The organism is Paramagnetospirillum marisnigri (assembly GCF_001650715.1).
GTDB lineage: Bacteria > Pseudomonadota > Alphaproteobacteria > Rhodospirillales > Magnetospirillaceae > Phaeospirillum > Phaeospirillum marisnigri.
The window spans coordinates 21066-41056 of sequence record NZ_LWQT01000051.1 but is presented as its reverse complement, the minus strand read 5'-3'; the positions used below and the strand labels follow the sequence as shown (position 1 = coordinate 41056).

Sequence of the window (19991 nt, the reverse complement as noted above, 5' to 3'; positions counted from 1 at the left end):
CTCATGCATGTCCGGCCACCGTGATGTCGCAGGTGACACAGGGGTCCAATGCCGCCGCCAGCAGTCGGGCGAGGAACACAGGATCGGAACCGGCGGCCACGCCGGTCAGACCTTTGGCGAAGGCCCCCTTGGGATGGAAGTTCCATTCGGTGGGAGCCAGGATCTGATAGCGACGCACCACGCCTTTCTCCATTTCGACCCGGTGGACCAGCAGGCCGCGCGCCGCCTCGATCCGGCTTAGCCCGACACCGTCCGTGAGTGGGGGCTCGGTACCAGAGGGCGCCTCGGTCAAATCCTGCACCAATTCCTCCGCTTCCCGCAATGCCGCTGCCATGTCCAGCAGACGGGCCATGAACCGGGGCATCAGTCCGGCGCCGTGGCGGGCCATCAATCCGGCGATCAAGGCATGGTCGCGGCGGCGCGCCAGCGGCCCGGTTTCCAGGGACTCGCCCCGGTAATCGGGGCATGCGACATAGGCGCCGTCCTCATCCTTGGCCAGTCTTTCCGCCAGATCGGCCGGACCGTTTTCGGGCATGGGCCGGAAGGGGGCGACACCAAATCCGCCCAGCCCCTTGGCTTCGACCCGGTCCAGCAGTGGCGTGGCGGCGATGCGGCCGCGTTCGCTCGCCTGTGACAACCCCCGCATCAGACCCGCCAGGGCCTCGACGTCAGGCAGCAGCCCTCCCCCCCCTACCCTGGCCCAGTCACCCTGCGGATACAGGGCGCGGCGGGCGGTCGCCAGCAGCGGGCGCAGCGGTTTGACCGCCGCTGCATCAGGCGGGCCGCCCAGCAGCAATGCCCAATCGCGCAGGATAGCGGCGGCGTGTTCGGTTATGGTCTCCACCAGCAGCAGGAAGCGGCGGGCCGTCCGTTGGGCCGGGGCCAGGCCAAGGCCCAGGGCCTGTTCCATGGCCTCGGCTCCGGCCAATCCCTGGGCGGTGCCGCACAGGCTGTAGAGCGAGGGCAGGATGGTACCGACCTGGGCGGGCGGCTTGCCCACCAGCAGGCGCGATGCCTGGACCAGCCGCCCCGAACGGATGTCCACATCGGCGATGCGGCCGTCTCGCGGCGACAAGGTGACGGACAGCCCCGTATCGACAGGCAGCATCAAGCCAGGCCGCTGTCCAGGACTTCGGCCAGATAGGCCAGGGATTCCGCGGCCTGCTCGGCCGATACCTTCTCGGAGGCGAAATTGCCCCCGGCACCCAGGATGACGAAATCGCCCACCGCCACCTCTTCGTCCAACAGCATCAGGCTGGTGGTCCGCGTGGCGCCGAAGGCCTCGACCGTGGCGACACCGTTGTCGATGGCGATGATGCGGGACGGCACGGCCATGCACATGACTCAGGTGCCTCCCTCACGCCGCCTTGGGCTTGGGGGGGACGCCGATGGCCACCAGTTCGGCCACCAGCATGTCCACTACCTTTGGCAGCACGGCGGCGATATCCGGCGACAGTTCCATGGCGGTGGCGAAGCTCTTGGGCTCGACCCCCAGCAACACGATATTGCGGGGCATCAGGCCATGGAAATTAAGCGTGCCCAGCATGTCGGAAATGCCGACCTGATGGGGCGAAATCTTGGTCTTGAAGAAGGCGGGAATCTCGTCGCCGGTCAGGCGGGTGATGGTGCCGGGTTCCTTCTTGGCGCGCATGGAATCGGCGATCACCAGCCAGTCGGCGTCGGAAACCTGATCCAGGCAGTCCATGCCCGAGGTGCCGCCGTCGATGACCTCGACCTCGTCGGGAAGGTCGTAGCGGGCCGTCAGTTCGTTGACCGCGTGGACGCCCACGCCTTCATCGGTGAGCAGGATGTTGCCGACCCCAAGAATGACCACGCGCATAAATAGCCTCGATTTCGAGCCCTCACCCGGCTCACTGTGTTCGCCACCCTCTCCCGCGAGCGGGAGAGGGGTAGGCGGCTTATACTACAGGGCCTTGACCTGAACGACTTCCTTGTTGTCCTCGACCACGTGCACGGCGCAGGCCAGGCAGGGGTCGAAGGAGTGGACGGTGCGCAGCACCTCCAGCGGCAGTTCGGCATCGGCGATGGGATTGTCCATCAGCGAGGCCTCGTAGGGGCCGATCTTGTCGTTCTCGTCGCGCGGACCGGCATTCCAGGTGGAGGGCACCACGCACTGGTAGTTGGCGATCTTGCCGTCCTTGATCACCGTCCAATGGGACAACAGGCCGCGCGGCGCCTCGTGGAAGCCGTAGCCCATGATCTCGCCCTTGGGGAAGACCGGCTTGTTGAAGCTCTTGGTGTCGCCCTTGGCGATGTTGTCGATCAGGGCCTGCCAGTTCTGCACCATCACTTCCTGCATGACGCCGGCGCGGACGGCGCGGGCGGCATGGCGGCCGATGGTGGAGTGCAGGGCGGCCAGCGGGATCTTGGAGCCCAGCAGCGACGAGGCGGTGTCCAGCACCTTGGTGGCGTAGTTGATGGTGGGCTGGTGGCCCGAGGCGACACCGGCCAGGACGCTGGCCAGCGGACCCACCTGGGCGCGCTCGCCGTAGAAGGTGGGGGCCTTCAGCCAGGAATACTTCCCGTCGTCCTGGAAGTCGGTGTAGTTGGGCACGGTCTCGCCCTTATAGGGGTGCAGCGGACCGGGCTTGGAGTAGTTGTACCAGGAGTGCTTCACCGACTCCTCGACGCCGTCGCGCAAGTAAGCGTCGCCGAAGGCGGTGATGGGCTTGAACTTGGCCATGTCGCCGTTGGGGATATGGCCGCCGGGAACCAGGAACTGGGTGCCTTTGGAGTCCATGGGGAAGTCGGGGCAGGACAGGTAGTTGGTGATGCCCGCGCCGTACTTGGTCCAATCGGCGTAGAAGGCGCCGATTGCGGCGATATCCACCAGATAGACCTTGCGGATGAAGTCGCCGAGCGCGTCCATGTGCATCTTCAGCTTCAGCAGGCGCTCGATGGTCAGCACCGACTGGCTGTCGGTGGCGATGGGGTTGGACACGCCACCCACAGCCACGTTCTGGATGTGCGGGCTCTTGGAGCCCAGCAGGGTCACGATCTTGTTGGCGTGACGCTGGGCATCCAGGGCCTGAAGGTAGTGGGCCACCGCCAGCAGGTTCACTTCCGGCGACAGCTTCATGGCCGGATGGCCCCAATAGCCGTTGGTGAACGGACCCAGCTGGCCGGTGCCGACGAAGCTCTTCAGCTTCTCCAGGGTCTGGGTCATGACGTGCTTGTTGTTCAAGGGCCAGTCCGACAGGCTTTCGGCCAGTTGGGCGGTCTTGAGCGGATCGGCCTTCAGCGCGCTGACCACGTCGACCCAGTCCAGGGCGGACAGGTGGTAGAAGTGGACGATGTGATCATGGATGGCGTGGGCCGAGATGATCATGTTGCGGATGAACTGGGCGTTGACCGGGATTTCCAGGTTCAGCGCGTTTTCCACCGCACGGACCGAGGTGATGGCGTGCACGGTGGTGCACACGCCACAGATGCGCTGGGTGATGGCCCAGGCATCGCGGGGGTCGCGACCCAGCAGGATCAGTTCGACGCCGCGCCACATCTGGCCCGAGGACCAGGCCTTGGTGACCTTGCCGCCGTCGACCTCGACGTCGATGCGCAGATGGCCTTCAATCCGAGTGATGGGATCGATGGTGATTCTCTTGGACACTGCTCAGGTCTCCTTACTCGGCGGCCGCGGTGGACGAATGGCCGGGTAGAATGGGGAATTTCCGGACGAAAACGATATAGGCCAGCACTTCGATGGCGATCACCCCGATGGTGACCAGCATCTCGGGAGCGCTGGGGAAGTAGTGCCAGCCGGGGCCGGTGTCGTAGGCCACCAGGAAGGCGTCGATGCGATACAGCACCGCGCCGGTCAGCATGGACAGGGCGGCGGCCAGCAGCTTGGACAGCTTGCGGCGGTTGGCGGGCGAGGACAGCACAACCACGGGATAGACGAACACCGCCATCTCGATCAGGAACATCACGCTTTTCACGCCCGAGGTGAACACCTGGAAGATGGCGCCGCGCACCACCAGATCGCCCAGGCGGATCACCAGATAGGCGGCCACGGTGCCCATGATGATCTTACCGATTTTCGACAGCATGGGCAGTTCGGCGTTGATGTCGCGCTTGAAGCCGACGGCGGCCAGGGTGGCCTCCAGGATCACCACAGCGAAGCCCATGCAGACGGCGGTCAGCAGGAACAGCAGCGGCAGCAGCGGCGTCTGCCACAGCGGGTGGATCTGATAGCCGTAGACCACCAGCAGCGAGCCCAGCGAGCTTTGGTGCATGGTGGGCAGCAGCACGCCCAGGCCGATGAACACGAACATGACCTTGCTCAGCTTGGCCTTCAACTGCTTGAAGCCGAAATGCTCGAGGAAGGCGGGCGAGAACTCGATCCACAGCACCAGGATGTAGAGGCTGATGCAGGCGGCGACCTCGAACATCACCGAACCGGGCTGGGCATAGCCCGGCCACAGGATGTGCCAGAAGTTCCAGTAGCGGCCCAGATCGATCAGCACCGAGGCACCGCCCAGGGAATAGCCGAACAGCGAGGCGGTCAGCGCCGGGCGCACCAGGTGATGGTATTCGCCGCGATTGAGGATGTAGGTGACCAGGGCCATGGCATAGCCGCCGCAGGCGAAGCCGGTGGCGATGACCACGTCCCACACCACCCAGACGCCCCAGGGATAGCCGTTGTTGATGTTGGTGACGGCCCCCAGGCCGTACATGAAGCGCTGGCCCAGGAAGTACATGGCCACCACCACCAGGGCGCCGAGCACCAGGGTGAAGGGGCTGATCAGGCTGCCGCCGATGGCGGCATGCCCGGCCTTGGGCTTGCGGAGGCGGTTCGCCACCTCGCTGGGGATGGGATGATTAACCATGATGCTTCCCCCCCTCGGGATGATCGAACATGTCGAAATCATCGTCGTCGTGGTGGTCCTTCGACCCCTTCCAGGCGGCGGCGACCAGACCGGCCAGGGCGACGCCCGGCAGGATCAGCCCACCATACAAGGTGTGCTGCAAGGTCTCTGAATCCGCGGCATAGGACCGGTCCGGCAGGCCCATGGGCAGCGCCAGCTTGTCGAAGGGAACCCCCGACAGATAGCGCACCTGGGTGCCGCCCGCGTCCTTCTGGCCGTAGACATAGTCCACGTATTCCGGCGCGGCCCGCTCGTGGGTATCGCCGGAATCGACGGTGCGGCGCGGGAACAGGGCGGGCTCGCCCGGCTTCAGCGCCCGGCGACGCTCGATTTCCTCGGAAAGCGCCGGATAGGAGCCGAACAGGGTGGCGCCGGTGGGGCATTGCTGGGCGCAGGCCGGGATCTTGCCCTCGGCCAGGCGGTGCTTGCACAGCTGGCACTTGGCGATTTCCGGCTTGGGCGTGTCGTACTGGAACTGGGGCACGCCGAAGGGGCAGGCGGCGACGCAGTAGCGGCAGCCGATGCAGGCGTCCTTGTTGTAGGTGACGACGCCATCCTCGGCCCGCTTCTGCATGGCCGAGACCGGGCAGGCGGAAACGCAGGACGGATCGACGCAGTGCAGGCACTGGCGCTTGAGATGGGCAAAGCCGTTCTCGGCCTTGTCCTTGTTGGCCATGGTGCCGTGCTGGTAGATCTTGATGACGGTATAGGTCTTGCCCGACAGCTCCAGCGGCGTATCCCACAGCTTCTCGCCGATCGTGTCTTCCAGCGGCAGGTTGTTGGCTTCCTTGCAGCCCGACATGCAGGCCTTGCAGCCGATGCACAGCGTCGAGTCGTAGAGCAGGCCGATGGCCTTGTCGGGGACCTTATGGTTCTCGCGCGCTTCGGCCGGGCCGGGGGTCAGCGCGGCGCAAGCCGCCGCCGCCGCCGTACCGCTCGCCGCCGCGCGCAGGAAATTGCGTCTGGTGATGCTCATGGCGGCTTACCCCTGCTTGCCGGAGTCCTGGTCGGATTCGCTCTTGCCCAGATTGCCCACCAGCTTGGCGCCGGCGCCGATGGCAAGGCCACCCACGGCGGCGACCGTGGCCAACGCCCCGATGGAGGCACCCGCGCCCTGTTCCTCGACCACGCGGGGATAGCCCGCGGGCGGACGCTGGTTTTCCAGATTGGCCAGGGCGTGGATCGGCTTCTCGAAGCCGATATGCTTCTCGGTGCAGCCGATGCAGGGATGGCCGGTGCCCACCGGCCACGAGCCCGAACCCACGTCGTTGAACAGGATGGCCGGGCAATTGGCGTAGGTCTCGGGACCCTTGCAGCCCAGCTTGTAGAGGCAATAGCCCTTGCGGTGGCCCTCGTCGCCGAATTCCAGGGCGAAGCGGCCGGCGTCGAAATGGGCGCGCCGCTCGCAGTTCTCGTGGATCAGGCGGGAATAGGCGAATTTCGGCCGCCCCTTGTCGTCCACGGCGGGCAGGGCGCCGAAGGTCAGGAAGTGGACCACGGTGGACAGGAAGTTATAGGGATTGGGCGGACAGCCGGGGATGGTGACCACCGGCTTGCCCAGGAACTCGCCCACGCCGGTCGCCCCGGTGGGGTTGGGCGGGGTCGACGGCATGCCGCCCCACGAGGCGCAGGAGCCGATGGCGATGACGGCGGCGGCTCCTTCCGCGCATTCCTTGGTCAGCTGCATGGCGGTCTTGCCGCCCACCTTGCAGTAGACGCCACCGTCCTTGACCGGAATGGCGCCTTCCACCACCAGGACATACTTGCCCCAGTTCTTCTTCATGGCGGCTTCGCGTGCCGCTTCCACCTGATGGCCGGCGGCGGCGAACAGGGTCTCGTGGTAGTCCAGCGAGATGATCTCCATGATCAGCTTCTCGATGGTGGGGTGTTCGGCGCGGAGCATGGACTCGGTACAGCCGGTGCATTCCTGGAAGTGCAGCCAGATGACGCTGGGGCGCTCCTTGACGGTGATGGCCTGGGCGATCTGGGCCTCGGCCCCCTTGGGCAGACCCATGGTCGCGGCCATGGCGGCGCAGAATTTCAGGAAGTCGCGGCGGTCCAGGTCGAACCGGTTGGCGATCTCGCGGGAAATTTGGGTGTCGTCGTACATTGTCCCCCACCTTGTCTGGCGCGTCGGGCTGGAAGAGGCCGGGAGGTGTCCCGACCTCGTGATCTCGTTGTGCGCTGCCGTCACCGCAAAGGCCGTGCCAGCCCCGTCGGGTAGGTCGTCGGGGTTGGCGGAATGCCACCATTGCAGCAGGCGCAAGGCTGAGGGCCGCCCGGGCGGCGTCGGCGATGGTGGATAATGTGAAAATAAAATATCCGCACATGGTAAGTAACTTACCGCTCGCGGGCCGGTTCGGTTCGGCCCCGCAGTTACGCCGCCCGAGCTTTGATTTGACCCGAGCTTTGATGTGATCTGTCATCCCGACGACCTGGGGCGGAGGGATCTTGTCCGGGCATGACCGTTCAGAATCGGCGCCGTGATCCGGGGGGGGGGAGATCCCTCGCTTTCGCTCGGGATGACACGACGAGTCAGGTGTCAGGCCGAGCGGGATTACTCCCCGGCCCGCCCCAGCAGCCGCATCACGGTGGTGGGGTGCACGCCAAGCCTGCGGGCCACCGCGCCATAGGTGCCGCCATTGGCGATCTCGTCCTGGATGGAACGCAGCAGGGAGGCGTCGATCTTGCGTGGCCGTCCCGGGCGGGCGCCCCGGGCCTCGGCCTCGGCCAGGCCAATGGCGCGCTTGGTCTCCATCTGGCGTCGCTCGAACTCCGCCAGGGCCGCCAGGACATTGCGCGCCGCCGGCACGGCGGTGTCGATCCGCTCCGCCACCAGCCGCAGGGTGGCGCCCCGCGCATGGATGCTCTGGGCTACCCGCAGCAGTTCGGCGGTGAACCCGGCAAGGTGAAGAATGGAGGGGGTCACCAGCACATCACCGTTGCTCAGGGAGTCGATCAGGCTGGAGCGGGCGTCACGGCGGGTGGGAGGATCGGACTCGATGCGCAGGCAGCGCTCGGCCCGCAGAATGGTGGTGGCCGATCCAGCCTCTGGTTCGTCGATCTGTCTGAAATAGCCGACGATCATCGGGGCGGCCCTCCACTTTGCCGCAACCTAGGGAATGCCGCAAAGCCTGGGGCCTGTCCATCAAAAATGCAGGATGGTTTTGCATCGCTGGTGGCGGCTCTGCCATCGTCTGGAACCCTGGGGCAAGGCACGTCGATCCTGGCGTTCAAATTATGCAGTATGGATACGCATGGCCCCATACCGGAGTATGCGTCAAGATGCGGGGCTGTTTCGCAGGCGATACGATGGCGCCCCTCTCGTTCCAGGTGATTTGTCGCCACCGGAACGGGGTGACGGGGCGAGGCGGCAATCATTCTGTCCACAGGAAGTCCACAACTTGGCCACATGAATTGCAGTATGAATACGCACGAAAATCCCGGAGGAGAATGTGGATAATTTATCAACCAATAATGATGGTGACGACCCGAATCCCTATTTCGCATGATGAATAAGCACGGATATCCAACGGGAATGGCGGGGGCATCCCGGTCATTAATGATTCGAAATATCAACAAGCCGTCCATGGTGCCGGGCCGCCCCTCGGAACCAGGCCGGATGTCCGAGCATGGCAGGGATGTCGGTAAGGGGCTTTCCATCACAATCGGATTGCCTATGCTTCCGGTATGTCGAGAGAATTTTGGGTTAAACTTTGGGGGCAGAAATGAACCGAAAGACGGTTTCTCTTCGCATCAGGCTGCTTGCCATTCCCGCCCTGGCGGCGTTGGGGCTGCTTGCCTTCGCGGTTACCACCGTGCTGACGGTCCGGGCCAACCAGATGGAACTGCGGCGCGTCCAGATCCACAGTGTGGTGGAGGCGGGGGCCAAGATAGCGGAGTCCTTCCACGCCAAGGCCAAGGCGGGGGAACTGACCGAGACCGAGGCCAAGGCCCAGGCCCTGGCGGCTATCGGCATGCTGCGCTTCGACGGCGACAACTACCTGTGGGTCAACGATCTGAACGGCGTCTTGCTGATGCATCCCTTCCGGGCCAAGGAAGTGGGCAAGAGCATGCTGGAGGTGAAGGATTCGGCGGGCAAGTTCATCTACCGCGCCTTTATCGAGGTTGGCCGCAATGGCGGTGGGCTGGTGGACTATGTCGGCCGTCGTCCCGGCGCCGATTCCTATGATTCGCCCAAGCTGGCCCAGATCATTCCCTATGCCCCCTGGGGCTGGGGGATCGGCACCGGCGTCTATATCGACGATGTGGAGGCGGTGACCCGGGCGGCCATGCTCAAGGTCGGTGGCATTGCGCTCGCCATCCTGGCGCTGGTGACCGGGGCATCGGTCTGGATCGGCATGAGGATCGGCAATCGCGTCCACGCCCAGGCCGAAGCCATGCTGCGGCTGGCCGAGGGCGATCTGACGGTGGATATCGATGCTGAAGGGCCGCGTGACGAGATCGGTGAGATGGCCGAGGCCATGGGGGTGTTCAAGGCCAATGCCGAGGAGCGCCGTCGTCTGGAGGCCGAGCGCGCCGCCGATCAGGAGGCGCGGGACCGCCGCCAGCAGGCCATCGACCGCCTGACCCAGGACTTCAATCAGAGCGTGGAAGGGGTGCTGCAATCGGTGACCTCGTCCACTCACCAATTGCGTTCGGCGGCCGGGGCGCTGTCGGATGTGGCGGTGGATACCAGCAGCCAGGCGGCGGCGGTGGCGGCAGCGGCCCATCAGGCCTCGGCCAATGTGGAAACCGTGGCCTCCGCGGCCGAGGAAATGGCGGCGGCCGAGGTCGAGATCGCCAATCAGGTGGCCCGGTCCAGCCGGATCGCCAGGGCCGCGGCCGATGACGTGCGGCGCATCGACTCCATCGTCCATGGCCTGACCCAGGCGGCCGGACGCATCGGTGAGGTGGTCAACCTGATCAACGATATCGCGTCCCAGACCAATCTGCTGGCGCTCAACGCCACCATCGAGGCGGCACGGGCGGGCGAAGCCGGCAAGGGCTTCGCCGTGGTGGCCAACGAGGTCAAGACCCTGGCCAACCAGACCGCCAAGGCCACCGACGAGATCGGCATTCATATCCAGGCGGTGCAGACGGTCACCGCCGAGACGGTGGAAGCCGTTCGCTCCATCGGTGCCACCATCTCCGACATCGACCATACCGCCTCGGCCATCGCGGCGGCGGTGGAGCAGCAAAGCGCCGCCACCCGGGAAATCGCCCGCAACGTCCACGAGGCCGCCAGCGGCACCCGCAATGTCACCGAGACCATCACCCAGGTCAGCGACGGTGCCGCCACCACCGGCGAATCCGCCCGCCAACTCCATGGCACCGCCAACGAGCTGACCCAACGGGCCGAGGAACTGACCTCGGATGTCACCGATTTCCTGGCCGCCCTGAAGCAGACCGGCAATCGCCGCCGCTTCGAGCGTTTCGCGGCGCATGTGGCGGCCAAGGCCAATGGCCGCGAGATCGCCACCGAGGACATCTCGGAAGGCGGCGCCTGTCTCGATGGTGATCTGGGGCTGCCCTCGGGGTCGACGGTCCAGGTATCGCTGGGCGGCATGGACGCCGTCCGCGCCCGGGTGGTGGCGGTGGTGGCGGGCAAGACCCACCTCCAGTTCGCCCTGGATTCGGCGACCCAGACCCGTCTGGCCGCCAATCTCAACCAGTGGCGGTCAAGGGCGGCCTGACCCATGAAGAGCGGACGGGCCCGCCTGGGCCCGTCCCGCCTGGCGGCCTGTCATTTCAATGGGTTGTCATGGATGTGTCGGGCCTGGAGGGCGCTTGACGGCTTTCGGAACCGCACCATCTTATTTCGTGCCAGCGCCGCCATGCGGGCTGGCTTGAGACGACGGCGAGGCCGTCAGTCCTCGTAACCATGTTGCTCGCAGGGGATGTGGCTATGGGACAGAATCTCCGAATCCATGCTCACCCATCGCCATGAGTGACCCCTCCTCGATGCGACCGGCAGCATGTGCGGGGCGGGCCATCGCCCTGGGATGACGGGCGGGTTCATCGGTCCCCACAGGGCCGTGAACCGCGCATCAAAGACGGAGGATGATCATGGACGTGAAAAGCCTGATGCCGTGGAATCGCTCCAAGAATTTGGCGGCCGAGCGGCCGATGGACGATGGCAGCCCGTTCCTCGCGCTTCACCGCGAGATGAACCGGCTGTTCGACGACTTTTTCCATGGCGCCGACCTGCCCACCAGCCGGTTCGGCTGGGGCGGCGGTTGGCCGAAGATGGAGGTGGAGGACAAGGCCGACGGGGTGAAGGTCTCCGTCGAATTGCCCGGCATGGAAGAGAAGGAAGTGGATGTCACCCTGCGCGACGGCGTGTTGACCGTTCGCGGCGAGAAGAAGTCCGAGGCCGGGAGCCCCAGCCATACCGAAAGGTGGTATGGGCAGTTCCAGCGTAGCGTCCAACTCGGCTCCGACATCGACCCGGACAAGGTCTCGGCCAGCCTCAAGAATGGGCTGCTGACCGTCACGGTCGAGAAGAAGCCGGAAAGCGATCGCACCGAGAAGCGTATCCCGATCAACTAATCGGATAATCATGCCTCCGCCCCGGGGTCGGAAATCCGGCTCCGGGGCGGGGTGTTCGGCTCACTCGGCGGCGGCGATGCGGTCGCGGCCGACCGGGTGTTCCAGGCGGCTCAGCATCTCCTTGGGCGCAACCTGCCAGAACTTGGCCAGTTCGCGTTCCCAATCGGCCAGGATGGCTTCGGCCCAGGCCGACTGGGTGACCTCGGCATGTTCCTGCACCAGGGCTTTCAGAACGCCCTGCCAGTGTTCGGTCTCGGGCCGCAGCCAGATCACCGATTCCGGATTGACCCGCTTGGGGAAGCTGGCGTCGGGGTCGTAGACGAAGGCCATGCCGCCGGTCATGCCCGCCGCAAAATTGGCCCCCACCGGACCCAGGATCACCACGGTGCCGCCGGTCATGTATTCACAGCCGTTGGAACCGCAGCCCTCGATCACCGTCACCGCGCCGGAATTGCGGACGGCGAAGCGCTCGCCCGCCTGTCCGGCGGCGAATAGGCGCCCGGCGGTGGCGCCGTACAGGCAGGTGTTGCCGATGATGGTGTTCTCGTTGCTCTTGAGCTGGGCCGCCACCGGCGGGCGCACGATGATGGTACCGCCCGACAGGCCCTTGCCCACATAGTCGTTGGAATCGCCGAACACTTCCAGGGTCAGGCCCTGGACGGCGAAGGCGCCCAGGCTCTGCCCGGCCGAGCCGCGCAGGCGCACGGTGACATGGCCCGGCGCCAGCCCGGTCATGCCGTGCTTCTTGAAGATCTTGTGGCTGAGCTTGGTGCCGATGGCGCGCTCCACATTGCGGACATTGTAGTCCAGCTGCATCTTCTCGCCGTCGTTCAGGGCGGGCTTGGCGTCGATGATCATGCGGGCGTCCAGGGTCTCGGGGACCTCGTTGCCCTTTTCCTCGATGCAATAACGCGGGAAGCCGCCGGTATCGGCCTGGGCCAGCAGCGGGTTGAGGTCGAGGTCGTCCAGATGCGAGGCGCCGCGGCTGACCTGGGACAGCAGGTCGGTGCGGCCGATCACCTCGGCCAGCGATCGCGCTCCCAGGCCCGCCAGGATTTCGCGCACTTCCTCGGCGATCAACGAGAACAGGTTGACCACCTTCTCGGGGCTGCCGGTGAACTTGCCGCGCAGGGAAAGGTCCTGGGTGCAGACCCCCACCGGGCAGGTGTTGGAATGGCACTGCCGCACCATGATGCAGCCCATGGCCACCAGCGAACTGGTGCCGATGCCGAATTCCTCGGCGCCCAGCATGGCGGCGATGACGATGTCGCGGCCGGTCTTGAGGCCGCCATCGGTGCGCAGCCGCACCCGGTGGCGCAGACGGTTGAGCGTCAGCACCTGATGGGCCTCGGACAGACCCAGTTCCCAGGGCAGGCCCGCGAACTTGATGGAGGTCTGGGGCGAGGCGCCGGTGCCGCCCACATGGCCGGAGACCAGGATGGTGTCGGCCTTGGCCTTGGCCACGCCCGCCGCGATGGTGCCGATGCCGGACCGGCTCACCAGCTTCACCGTGACGCGGGCCTCGGGATTGATCTGCTTCAGGTCGTAGATCAGCTGGGCCAGGTCCTCGATGGAATAGATGTCATGGTGCGGCGGCGGGCTGATCAGCATGACGCCAGGGGTGGCGTGGCGCAGCTTGGCGATTTCCACCGTCACCTTGAAGCCGGGAAGCTGGCCGCCCTCGCCGGGCTTGGCGCCCTGGGCCACCTTGATCTCGATCTCGCGGCACATGTTGAGATATTCGGCGGTGACGCCGAAGCGGCCCGAGGCGATCTGCTTGACCGCCGAATTGGCGTTGTCGCCGTTGGGCCGCGGGCGATAGCGCTCGCGGTCCTCGCCGCCCTCGCCCGACACGCTCTTGGCGCCGATGCGGTTCATGGCGATGTTGAGCGTGCCGTGGGCCTCGGGGGAGAGCGCGCCCAGGCTCATGCCCGGGGTCAGGAAGCGCTTCCTGATCTCGGTGATGCTTTCCACCTCGTCCAGGTTGACCGGCGCCCCCAGGGGCTTGAGGTCCAGCAGGTCGCGGATGGTGATGGGCGGCAGGCGCCGCATGCCATCGGAATACTTCTTGTAAAGGGCGTAGGAATCCTCGGCGACGGCCATCTGAAGGATATGGATCAGGGTGCCGTCGAAGGAGTGGGCCTCGGAGCCCCGGCGGAAGCGGTAGAAGCCGCCGATGGGCAGCACCGGCGACGGCCCGCCGAAGCCGATGGCGTGCTGCTCGATGGTCTTCTTCTGGATGCCCAGCAGGCCGATGCCGGAGATGCGGCTGGTCATTCCGGGGAAGAACTCGGCCACCAGGGTGCGCGACAGGCCCACCGCCTCGAAGTTATAGCCGCCGCGATAGGAGCTGACGATGGAGATGCCCATCTTGGCCATGATCTTCAGCAGGCCCTGGTCGAGGGCATACTTGTAGCGACGGACGCATTCCTCCAGGGCCATGGCGCCGAACAACCCGCGCCGCTGGCGATCCGCGATGGCCTCCTGGGCGAGATAGGCGTTGACCGTGGTGGCGCCGACGCCGATCAGTACGGCGAAATAGTGCACGTCCAGGCATTCGCCCGAACGGACATTGAGCGAGGTCCAGGTGCGCAGATGCTCGCGCACCAGATGGGAATGGACGCCGCCCGCCGCCAGGATCATGGGAATGGGGGCGCGGTCGGGACCGGCGGCCTCGTCGGTGAGGATCAGATGGGTGCAGCCACCGCGCACCGCCTCTTCCGCCTCGCGCCGCACTCGCGACAGGGCATCGCGCAGCGCGTTGTCGCCGCCCTTGGGGTCGAAGGTGCAGTCCACCTCGGCCGCCGCCTCACCCATGTATTTGCGCATGGCGGCGAATTCGGCGTTGGACAGCACCGGGCTTTCCAACTGCAACAGGTCGCACTGGCTCTCATCCTCGTCGAGGATATTGCCCAGATTGCCCAGGCGGGTGCGGAGCGACATCACCCGCGACTCGCGCAAGCTGTCGATGGGCGGATTGGTGACCTGGCTGAAGTTCTGCTTGAAGAAGTGGTGCAGGCCGCGATAGCCCTCGGACAGCACCGCCAGCGGCGTGTCGTCGCCCATGCTTCCCACCGCCTCCTTGGCGTCCTCCACCATGGGGTGCAGGATCAGCTCCATGTCCTCCATGGTCAGGCCATAGGTGGCCTGGCGGCGCTTCAATTCCTCGCCCGACAGCACGGCCGGTTCCGGCGCACCGGTCCTGACCAGGCTGTCCAGCTCGGTGATGCGCTTGACCCAGGCGGAATAGTTGCGCCGGGCCGACAGCACGTCCTTCAACTCGGTGTCGCGGTAGAACCGCCCGGCATCCAGGTCGATGGCGATGCTCTGGCCGGGGCCGACCCGGCCCTTTTCAACCACATCGCAGTCGGCCACCTTCACCATGCCGGTTTCCGAGCCCAGGATCAGCAAGCCGCCCCGGGTGATGGTGAAGCGCATGGGGCGCAATCCGTTGCGGTCGACGCCCGCCACCACCCAGGTGCCATCGGTGGCGCAGATGGCCGCCGGGCCGTCCCAGGGCTCGATCACCGAATTGCAGTAGCCGAAGAAGGTGCGATGGGCCTCGGGCATCATGGCGTTGGAGCCCAAGCTCTCCGGGATCAGCATCTGCTTGACCAGTGGCGCCGGGCGCCCAGCGCGGCACATCACCTCGAACACGTTGTCCAGCGCGGCGGAATCCGAGCCGCCGGGCTGGACGATGGGCTTCAGGGCGTCCATGGCCGGGCCGAAGGTCTCGTGCTCCATGCGGGGCTCGTGGGCCTTCATCCAGTTGATGTTGCCGGTCAGGGTGTTGATCTCGCCGTTATGGGCCAGCATGCGGAAAGGCTGGGCCAGGCGCCAGGTGGGGAAGGTGTTGGTGGAATAGCGCTGGTGATAGATGGCGAAGCGCGACACGAAGCGCTCGTCCAGCAGGTCGGGATAGAAGGTGGTCAGCTGCTCGGCCAGGAACATGCCCTTGTAGATGATGGAGCGGCAGGACAGCGAGCAGATGTAGAAATCGGTGACATGCTCGGCCAGCACCCGCTTCTCGATGCGCCGCCGGATGACGTAGAGGTCGGCCTCGAACTTCTCCTCGGGGGTGCCGAGCGCGTTGGCCACCATGATCTGCTCGATCTCGGGCCGGGTGGCGTTGGCCTTCTCGCCGATGACGGTGACATCCACCGGCACCTGCCGCCAGCCATAGATGGTATAGCCCGCGTTCAGGATCTCGGTCTCGACGATGCAGCGACAGGTCTCCTGCGCCCCCAGATCGGTCTTGGGCAGGAAGACCTGGCCCACCGCCAGATGGCCGGGCTTGGGCTCGTGGCCCTGGTGGCGGATGTGGTCCTTGAAGAAGTCCTGGGGAATCTCGACATGGATGCCCGCGCCGTCGCCGGTCTTGCCGTCGGCATCCACCGCGCCGCGATGGAACAGCACCTTCAGGGCCTCGATGCCCGCCACCACCACGTCGCGCCGGGCCTTGCCGTCCATGGCGGCGACCATGCCGACGCCGCAGGCGTCGTGCGGCGCGGTGTCGATGCCCGCGGCTTCCAGAATGGCGGCGTTTTCCAGATACTCGGCAACGAATTGCTCGCCGTGGTTCCGGGACATGGTGCTCTCCTTTGACTTTCTCTTCATGTCACCCCCGGACTTGATCCGGGGGGCCATGGATGGCCGGATCAAGTCCGGCCATGACGATTGAATATTGGTGCCCGTCTACTCGGCGGCCTGCCGTGCGGTCTTGGCGCTGACATAGCGGTGGATGGCGTCGGCGGCGTCGCGGCCGTCCTTGATGGCCCAGACCACCAGCGAGGCGCCGCGCTGGATGTCGCCCGCGGCGAAGACGCCGTCCAGGCTGGTCATCAGCGCGTCGTTGACCTCGACGGTGCCCCATTTGCTGACCTTGAGGTCGGGGGCGCCGAACAGGGCGGGCACGTCCTCGGGGTCGAAGCCCAGCGCCGCGATCACCATGTCGGCGGGCAGGGTGAAGCTGGACCCCTCGATCACCACCGGGCTCTGGCGGCCCGAGGCGTCGGGCATGCCCAGATGCATGCGATTGGCCTTGACGCCCTCGGCGGTGACGGAATCGGGCGCCGCCATCCAGACGAAGTCGACGCCTTCCTCCTCGGCATGGGCGACCTCGCGCTTGGAGCCCGGCATATTGGCGCGGTCGCGGCGATAGAGGCACTTCACCGACTTGGCGCCCTGGCGGATGGCGGTGCGGACGCAGTCCATGGCGGTGTCGCCGCCGCCGATCACCACCACCGACTTGCCCTTGGCGTCCAGCTCCGGCGCCACGGCGCTGTCGCCCAGGCCCCGGCGGTTCTGGGTGATGAGATAGTCCAGGGCGGCGTGGACATGGGGGCGGTCGGCGCCAGGAATGCCCAGCGGCTTGGCCTTGTAGACGCCAGTGGCGATCAGCACCGCGTCATGCTTGCCCCGCAGTTCGGCGAAGCTGATGGTCGTGCCGATCTCGCAGCCGGTGACGAAGGTCACGCCAGCCTCGGCCAGTAGGCGGACGCGGCGTTCCACCACCTCCTTCTCCAGCTTGAAGCCGGGAATGCCATAGATCAGCAGCCCGCCCATGCGGTCGTGGCGGTCATAGACGGTGACGGCGTACCCCTTGCGGCGCAGGCTGTCCGCCGCCGCCAGTCCGGCGGGGCCGCCGCCGATGATGCCCACCGAGCGGCCGAGATCGGCGCCGGGCAGCAGCGGCTTGACCCAGCCCTCGGCGAAGGCGTGCTCGGTGATGTGCTTTTCCACCGCGCCGATGGTGACATTGCCGTGGGTGGACTGCTCCAGCACGCAAGAGCCCTCGCACAGCCGGTCCTGGGGACAGATGCGGCCGCAGATCTCGGGGAAGGTGTTGGTGGCGGACGATACCGCATAAGCCTCCTCCATCCGTCCCTGCGCCACCAGCATCAGCCAGTCGGGGATGTTGTTGCCCAGGGGGCAATGGAGGGAGCAGAAGGGAATGCCGCATTGCTCGCAGCGCGACGACTGCTCGCCCGCCTGGGGCGGCGCGAAGGATTTGCTGATCTCGCCGAAATCGCCGCGCCGCTCGGCCGCGCCGCGCTTGTCGGGCTGGCGCTGATGGATGTGGGTGAACTGCAGCATCTTGCGGGTCATGGCGGAATCCTCTGGCCGAAACGCGGGGAATTTACGTCAATCCACCAGCCATTTCAACGTGAATCGCCAATTTATGTCATCAATGCTGCCGTAAAAAACAATGAAGCCACTGGCGCTGTCGAATGTCAGGGAATCCGTAAGGGTATTTTGGGTGCAATAGGTCCGAATTGGGACTATTAAGGGGGCCTTCCTGTTGGTGAACGCTCGGTGATATAAACGGGGCGCGGCATATGCGGGGGGAACGCCTTGACCTTGCTCGACGTCCTGTTGGTGGCCCTGATTCAGGGGTTGGGGGAGGCTTTGCCGCTGGGGGCATCGGGCCTGCTGGCCGCGCTTCCCCGTCTGGCGGGGAGTATCGAGGGGCGCGCCGCCCTGTCCGTCGCCGCCCATCTGGGCATCCTGGTGGCCTTGATGCTGTATTTCTGGCGCGATGTCGGCGCCATGGGCGCGGGCTTGTGGCGGCTGGGCAAGGGCAAGCCCGATGCCGGGTCGCGTCTGCTTCTTCATCTCGCGCTCGGCACCATCCCGGCGGCGGCGGCGGGATGGTTCCTGCTGGATCGGGTGGCCGGTCTGGTCAGCCCGGCATTGGCGGCGGGGCTGGTGCTGGCCGGGGGGATCTTTCTGCTGGTGGCGGACCGGCTGGGCGTGACCGTCCGCCGCATCGAGCACATGACCTTCGTCGGCTCGCTGGTGCTGGGCGCCATGCAGGTCCTGGCCCTGGTGCCGGGAGTGTCGCGCACCGGCATCACCATCACCCTGGCCCGGCTGCTGGGCTGGGAGCGCCAGTCGGCGGCCCGTTTCTCTCTTCTGTTGGCCATGCCGCTGATCATCGGCCATGCCGGGCGCACCTTCTGGGGGCTGGCGCAACGGGCCGATCTGGTGCTGTCCAGTGATCTGGCCCTGGCGGCGGCGGCGGCGGGCGGCTCCGCCCTGGTGGCGGTGGCGGCGATGATGGCCTGGGTCAATCGGCGCAGCTTCGCGCCCTTCGCGCTGGCGCGAATCGTCCTTGGTGCCGTCGCCCTGGCCCTGATTCTCTGGAACGGGTGGTAGGGGAGGCCGCCCGTTAAGGCGGCCCCCAGAGACCCTAGGCGGCCTCGTCGGCTCCGGCCGGGCGGGCCTTGCCGTAGCGCTTCATATAGGTCGGCAGGATGGTTTCGGCGGCGGTGGGGGTGATGCCCAGTTCGGCCAGACCCGGCTTGCCGCCGCGCGCCACGTTATCCACCTTCATCAGCCTGACCTGATCCTTGGTCAGCAGCGGCTTGGGCAGCAGTTGCAGGAAGGTGGCCTGGAACATGCCGAGACCGAAAGGCACCGGCACCAGACGGGCGGGGCGGCCGGTGGTCGAGACCACCAGTTCCATCACTTCCTTCATGCTGTAGCGGCGAGGCCCGCCCAATTCGTAGACCTTGCCCGCCAGACGGGCATCGTTCAGCACATTGATCATGGCGCAGGCCACGTCGCCCACATAGACCGGCTGGAAAATGGGGCCGCCCGAGCCGAACAGGTCGATGGAGCAGCCCTCTTCGGTGCAGACCGGCTTGAAGCCGTCGGCGGTGAAGACCGGCAGCACCGGCGACACCATGGCCATCTTGCCGAAGCGGTTGAAGAAGTCGTCATCGGGGCCGAACACCACCGACGGGCGGAAGATGGTGGCGCCGGGGAAGGCGGCCAGCACCGCTTCCTCGCCCGCCGCCTTGCTCCGGGCATAGGTGGATTCGGAATTCTTGTCGGCGCCCAGGGCCGACATATGGATCAGGCTGGGCACCCCGGCGGCTTTGGCGGCGGCGGCGACGGTGGCGGCACCCTTGACATGGACGGCGTCGAAGGTCCGCCGCCCACTCTCGTAAAGCACGCCCACCAGATTGACCACCGCGTCGGCACCGCTGACGGCGGCGGCGACCGCCTTGGCATCGCTGATATCGGCCCGCAGCGGGGTCACCTGACCCACATCGCCCATGGGCTTCAAGAACTCGGCGGCGATGGGGTCGCGCACCGCGGCGCGCACCACCCAGCCCTGCTGGGCGAGACGACGCACCAGCGTCCTGCCGATGAATCCCGAAGCACCGAACACCGTGACCAGACGCCGAGCCATCGCCAACCCTCCTCGTCAATGGGACGGGCGCGACCGTCCCCCACATTCGGGTGGGAAGCTATCCCATAATTCCGAAGGGTGTAAAGACCGCAGCGGCGGGGGGCCGCATCGGCAAAAAAGAAAAAGGGTGAGAAAAGACCGTTGACAGCACCGGCCGCCTCGCATATTTCTTCGCGCCTCGGACGGCGAGGCCGTTCGTGAGCTACCTGCCCAGGTGGCGGAATTGGTAGACGCGCACGGTTCAGGTCCGTGTGGCAGCGATGTCGTGGAAGTTCGAGTCTTCTCCTGGGCACCAAAGCAAAGCCCCCGCCGATCAGCGGGGGCTTTTCTTTTTCGCCGGGCGGCTTATAGGC

At 66.1% G+C, this 19991-nt stretch carries 14 protein-coding genes and 1 tRNA gene; 4 read left to right on the top strand and 11 right to left on the bottom strand.

Going from position 1 to position 19991, the window contains the following annotated elements; all coding sequences use genetic code 11:
• Position 1: 1 nt before the first annotated feature.
• From A6A04_RS09225 to A6A04_RS09190, 8 genes are all read right to left on the bottom strand, one after another.
• On the bottom strand, positions 2–1108 hold the full coding sequence (locus tag A6A04_RS09225; protein WP_068492146.1) for a nickel-dependent hydrogenase large subunit: 1107 nt from the start codon (positions 1106–1108) through the stop codon (positions 2–4).
• Entirely contained in the window at positions 1108–1341 is a 234-nt protein-coding gene (locus A6A04_RS09220; RefSeq protein WP_068492144.1) for a HypC/HybG/HupF family hydrogenase formation chaperone, read from the bottom strand. Before A6A04_RS09220 ends, A6A04_RS09225 begins: the two co-directional genes overlap by 1 nt.
• Positions 1342–1357: 16 nt before the next feature.
• Positions 1358–1840, bottom strand: a complete 483-nt coding sequence (locus tag A6A04_RS09215) for a HyaD/HybD family hydrogenase maturation endopeptidase (protein ID WP_068492143.1) — start codon at positions 1838–1840, stop codon at positions 1358–1360.
• Positions 1841–1924: 84 nt separating this feature from the next.
• Positions 1925–3628: a nickel-dependent hydrogenase large subunit gene (locus A6A04_RS09210; protein ID WP_068492141.1), complete on the bottom strand. Its 1704-nt coding sequence runs from the start codon at positions 3626–3628 to the stop codon at positions 1925–1927.
• 13 nt (positions 3629–3641) lie between these two features.
• Positions 3642–4847: a Ni/Fe-hydrogenase cytochrome b subunit gene (gene hybB, locus A6A04_RS09205; RefSeq protein WP_068492139.1), complete on the bottom strand. Its 1206-nt coding sequence runs from the start codon at positions 4845–4847 to the stop codon at positions 3642–3644.
• Positions 4840–5862, bottom strand: a complete 1023-nt coding sequence (hybA, locus tag A6A04_RS09200) for a hydrogenase 2 operon protein HybA (protein ID WP_068492137.1) — start codon at positions 5860–5862, stop codon at positions 4840–4842. The genes hybB and hybA overlap by 8 nt, the downstream gene beginning before the upstream one ends.
• Positions 5863–5868: 6 nt before the next feature.
• Positions 5869–6996 (bottom strand): hydrogenase small subunit, encoded by a 1128-nt coding sequence (locus A6A04_RS09195; RefSeq protein ID WP_068492135.1) that lies wholly within the window; start codon positions 6994–6996, stop codon positions 5869–5871.
• A 447-nt stretch (positions 6997–7443) separates the two neighbouring features.
• On the bottom strand, positions 7444–7974 hold the full coding sequence (locus tag A6A04_RS09190; RefSeq protein ID WP_068492133.1) for a recombinase family protein: 531 nt from the start codon (positions 7972–7974) through the stop codon (positions 7444–7446).
• 640 nt (positions 7975–8614) lie between these two features.
• Here A6A04_RS09190 and A6A04_RS09185 point away from each other — a divergent pair.
• Both A6A04_RS09185 and A6A04_RS09180 read left to right on the top strand, forming a co-directional pair.
• A complete protein-coding gene (locus tag A6A04_RS09185) occupies positions 8615–10582 on the top strand; it encodes a methyl-accepting chemotaxis protein (protein ID WP_068492130.1) in 1968 nt (655 codons plus the stop codon).
• Between the two features lie 373 nt (positions 10583–10955).
• Entirely contained in the window at positions 10956–11438 is a 483-nt protein-coding gene (locus tag A6A04_RS09180; RefSeq protein WP_068492172.1) for an Hsp20/alpha crystallin family protein, read from the top strand.
• Between the two features lie 60 nt (positions 11439–11498).
• Here A6A04_RS09180 and gltB read toward each other — a convergent pair whose 3' ends face one another.
• Both gltB and A6A04_RS09170 read right to left on the bottom strand, forming a co-directional pair.
• Positions 11499–16028 carry a glutamate synthase large subunit gene (gene gltB, locus A6A04_RS09175; RefSeq protein WP_245651143.1) on the bottom strand — a complete coding sequence of 1510 codons (4530 nt, stop codon included), beginning with the start codon at positions 16026–16028 and terminating at the stop codon, positions 11499–11501.
• Positions 16029–16133: 105 nt separating this feature from the next.
• Positions 16134–17546, bottom strand: a complete 1413-nt coding sequence (locus tag A6A04_RS09170; protein WP_068492129.1) for an NAD(P)-dependent oxidoreductase — start codon at positions 17544–17546, stop codon at positions 16134–16136.
• Between the two features lie 246 nt (positions 17547–17792).
• On the opposite strand from A6A04_RS09170, the gene A6A04_RS09165 reads away from it, so the two are divergent.
• Positions 17793–18596: an undecaprenyl-diphosphate phosphatase gene (locus A6A04_RS09165; protein WP_068492126.1), complete on the top strand. Its 804-nt coding sequence runs from the start codon at positions 17793–17795 to the stop codon at positions 18594–18596.
• Between the two features lie 34 nt (positions 18597–18630).
• Here A6A04_RS09165 and A6A04_RS09160 read toward each other — a convergent pair whose 3' ends face one another.
• A complete protein-coding gene (locus tag A6A04_RS09160; RefSeq protein WP_068492124.1) occupies positions 18631–19638 on the bottom strand; it encodes a complex I NDUFA9 subunit family protein in 1008 nt (335 codons plus the stop codon).
• A gap of 208 nt (positions 19639–19846) precedes the next feature.
• Here A6A04_RS09160 and A6A04_RS09155 point away from each other — a divergent pair.
• A tRNA-Leu gene (locus A6A04_RS09155) sits at positions 19847–19933 on the top strand.
• The last annotated feature ends 58 nt before the right edge of the window (positions 19934–19991 follow it).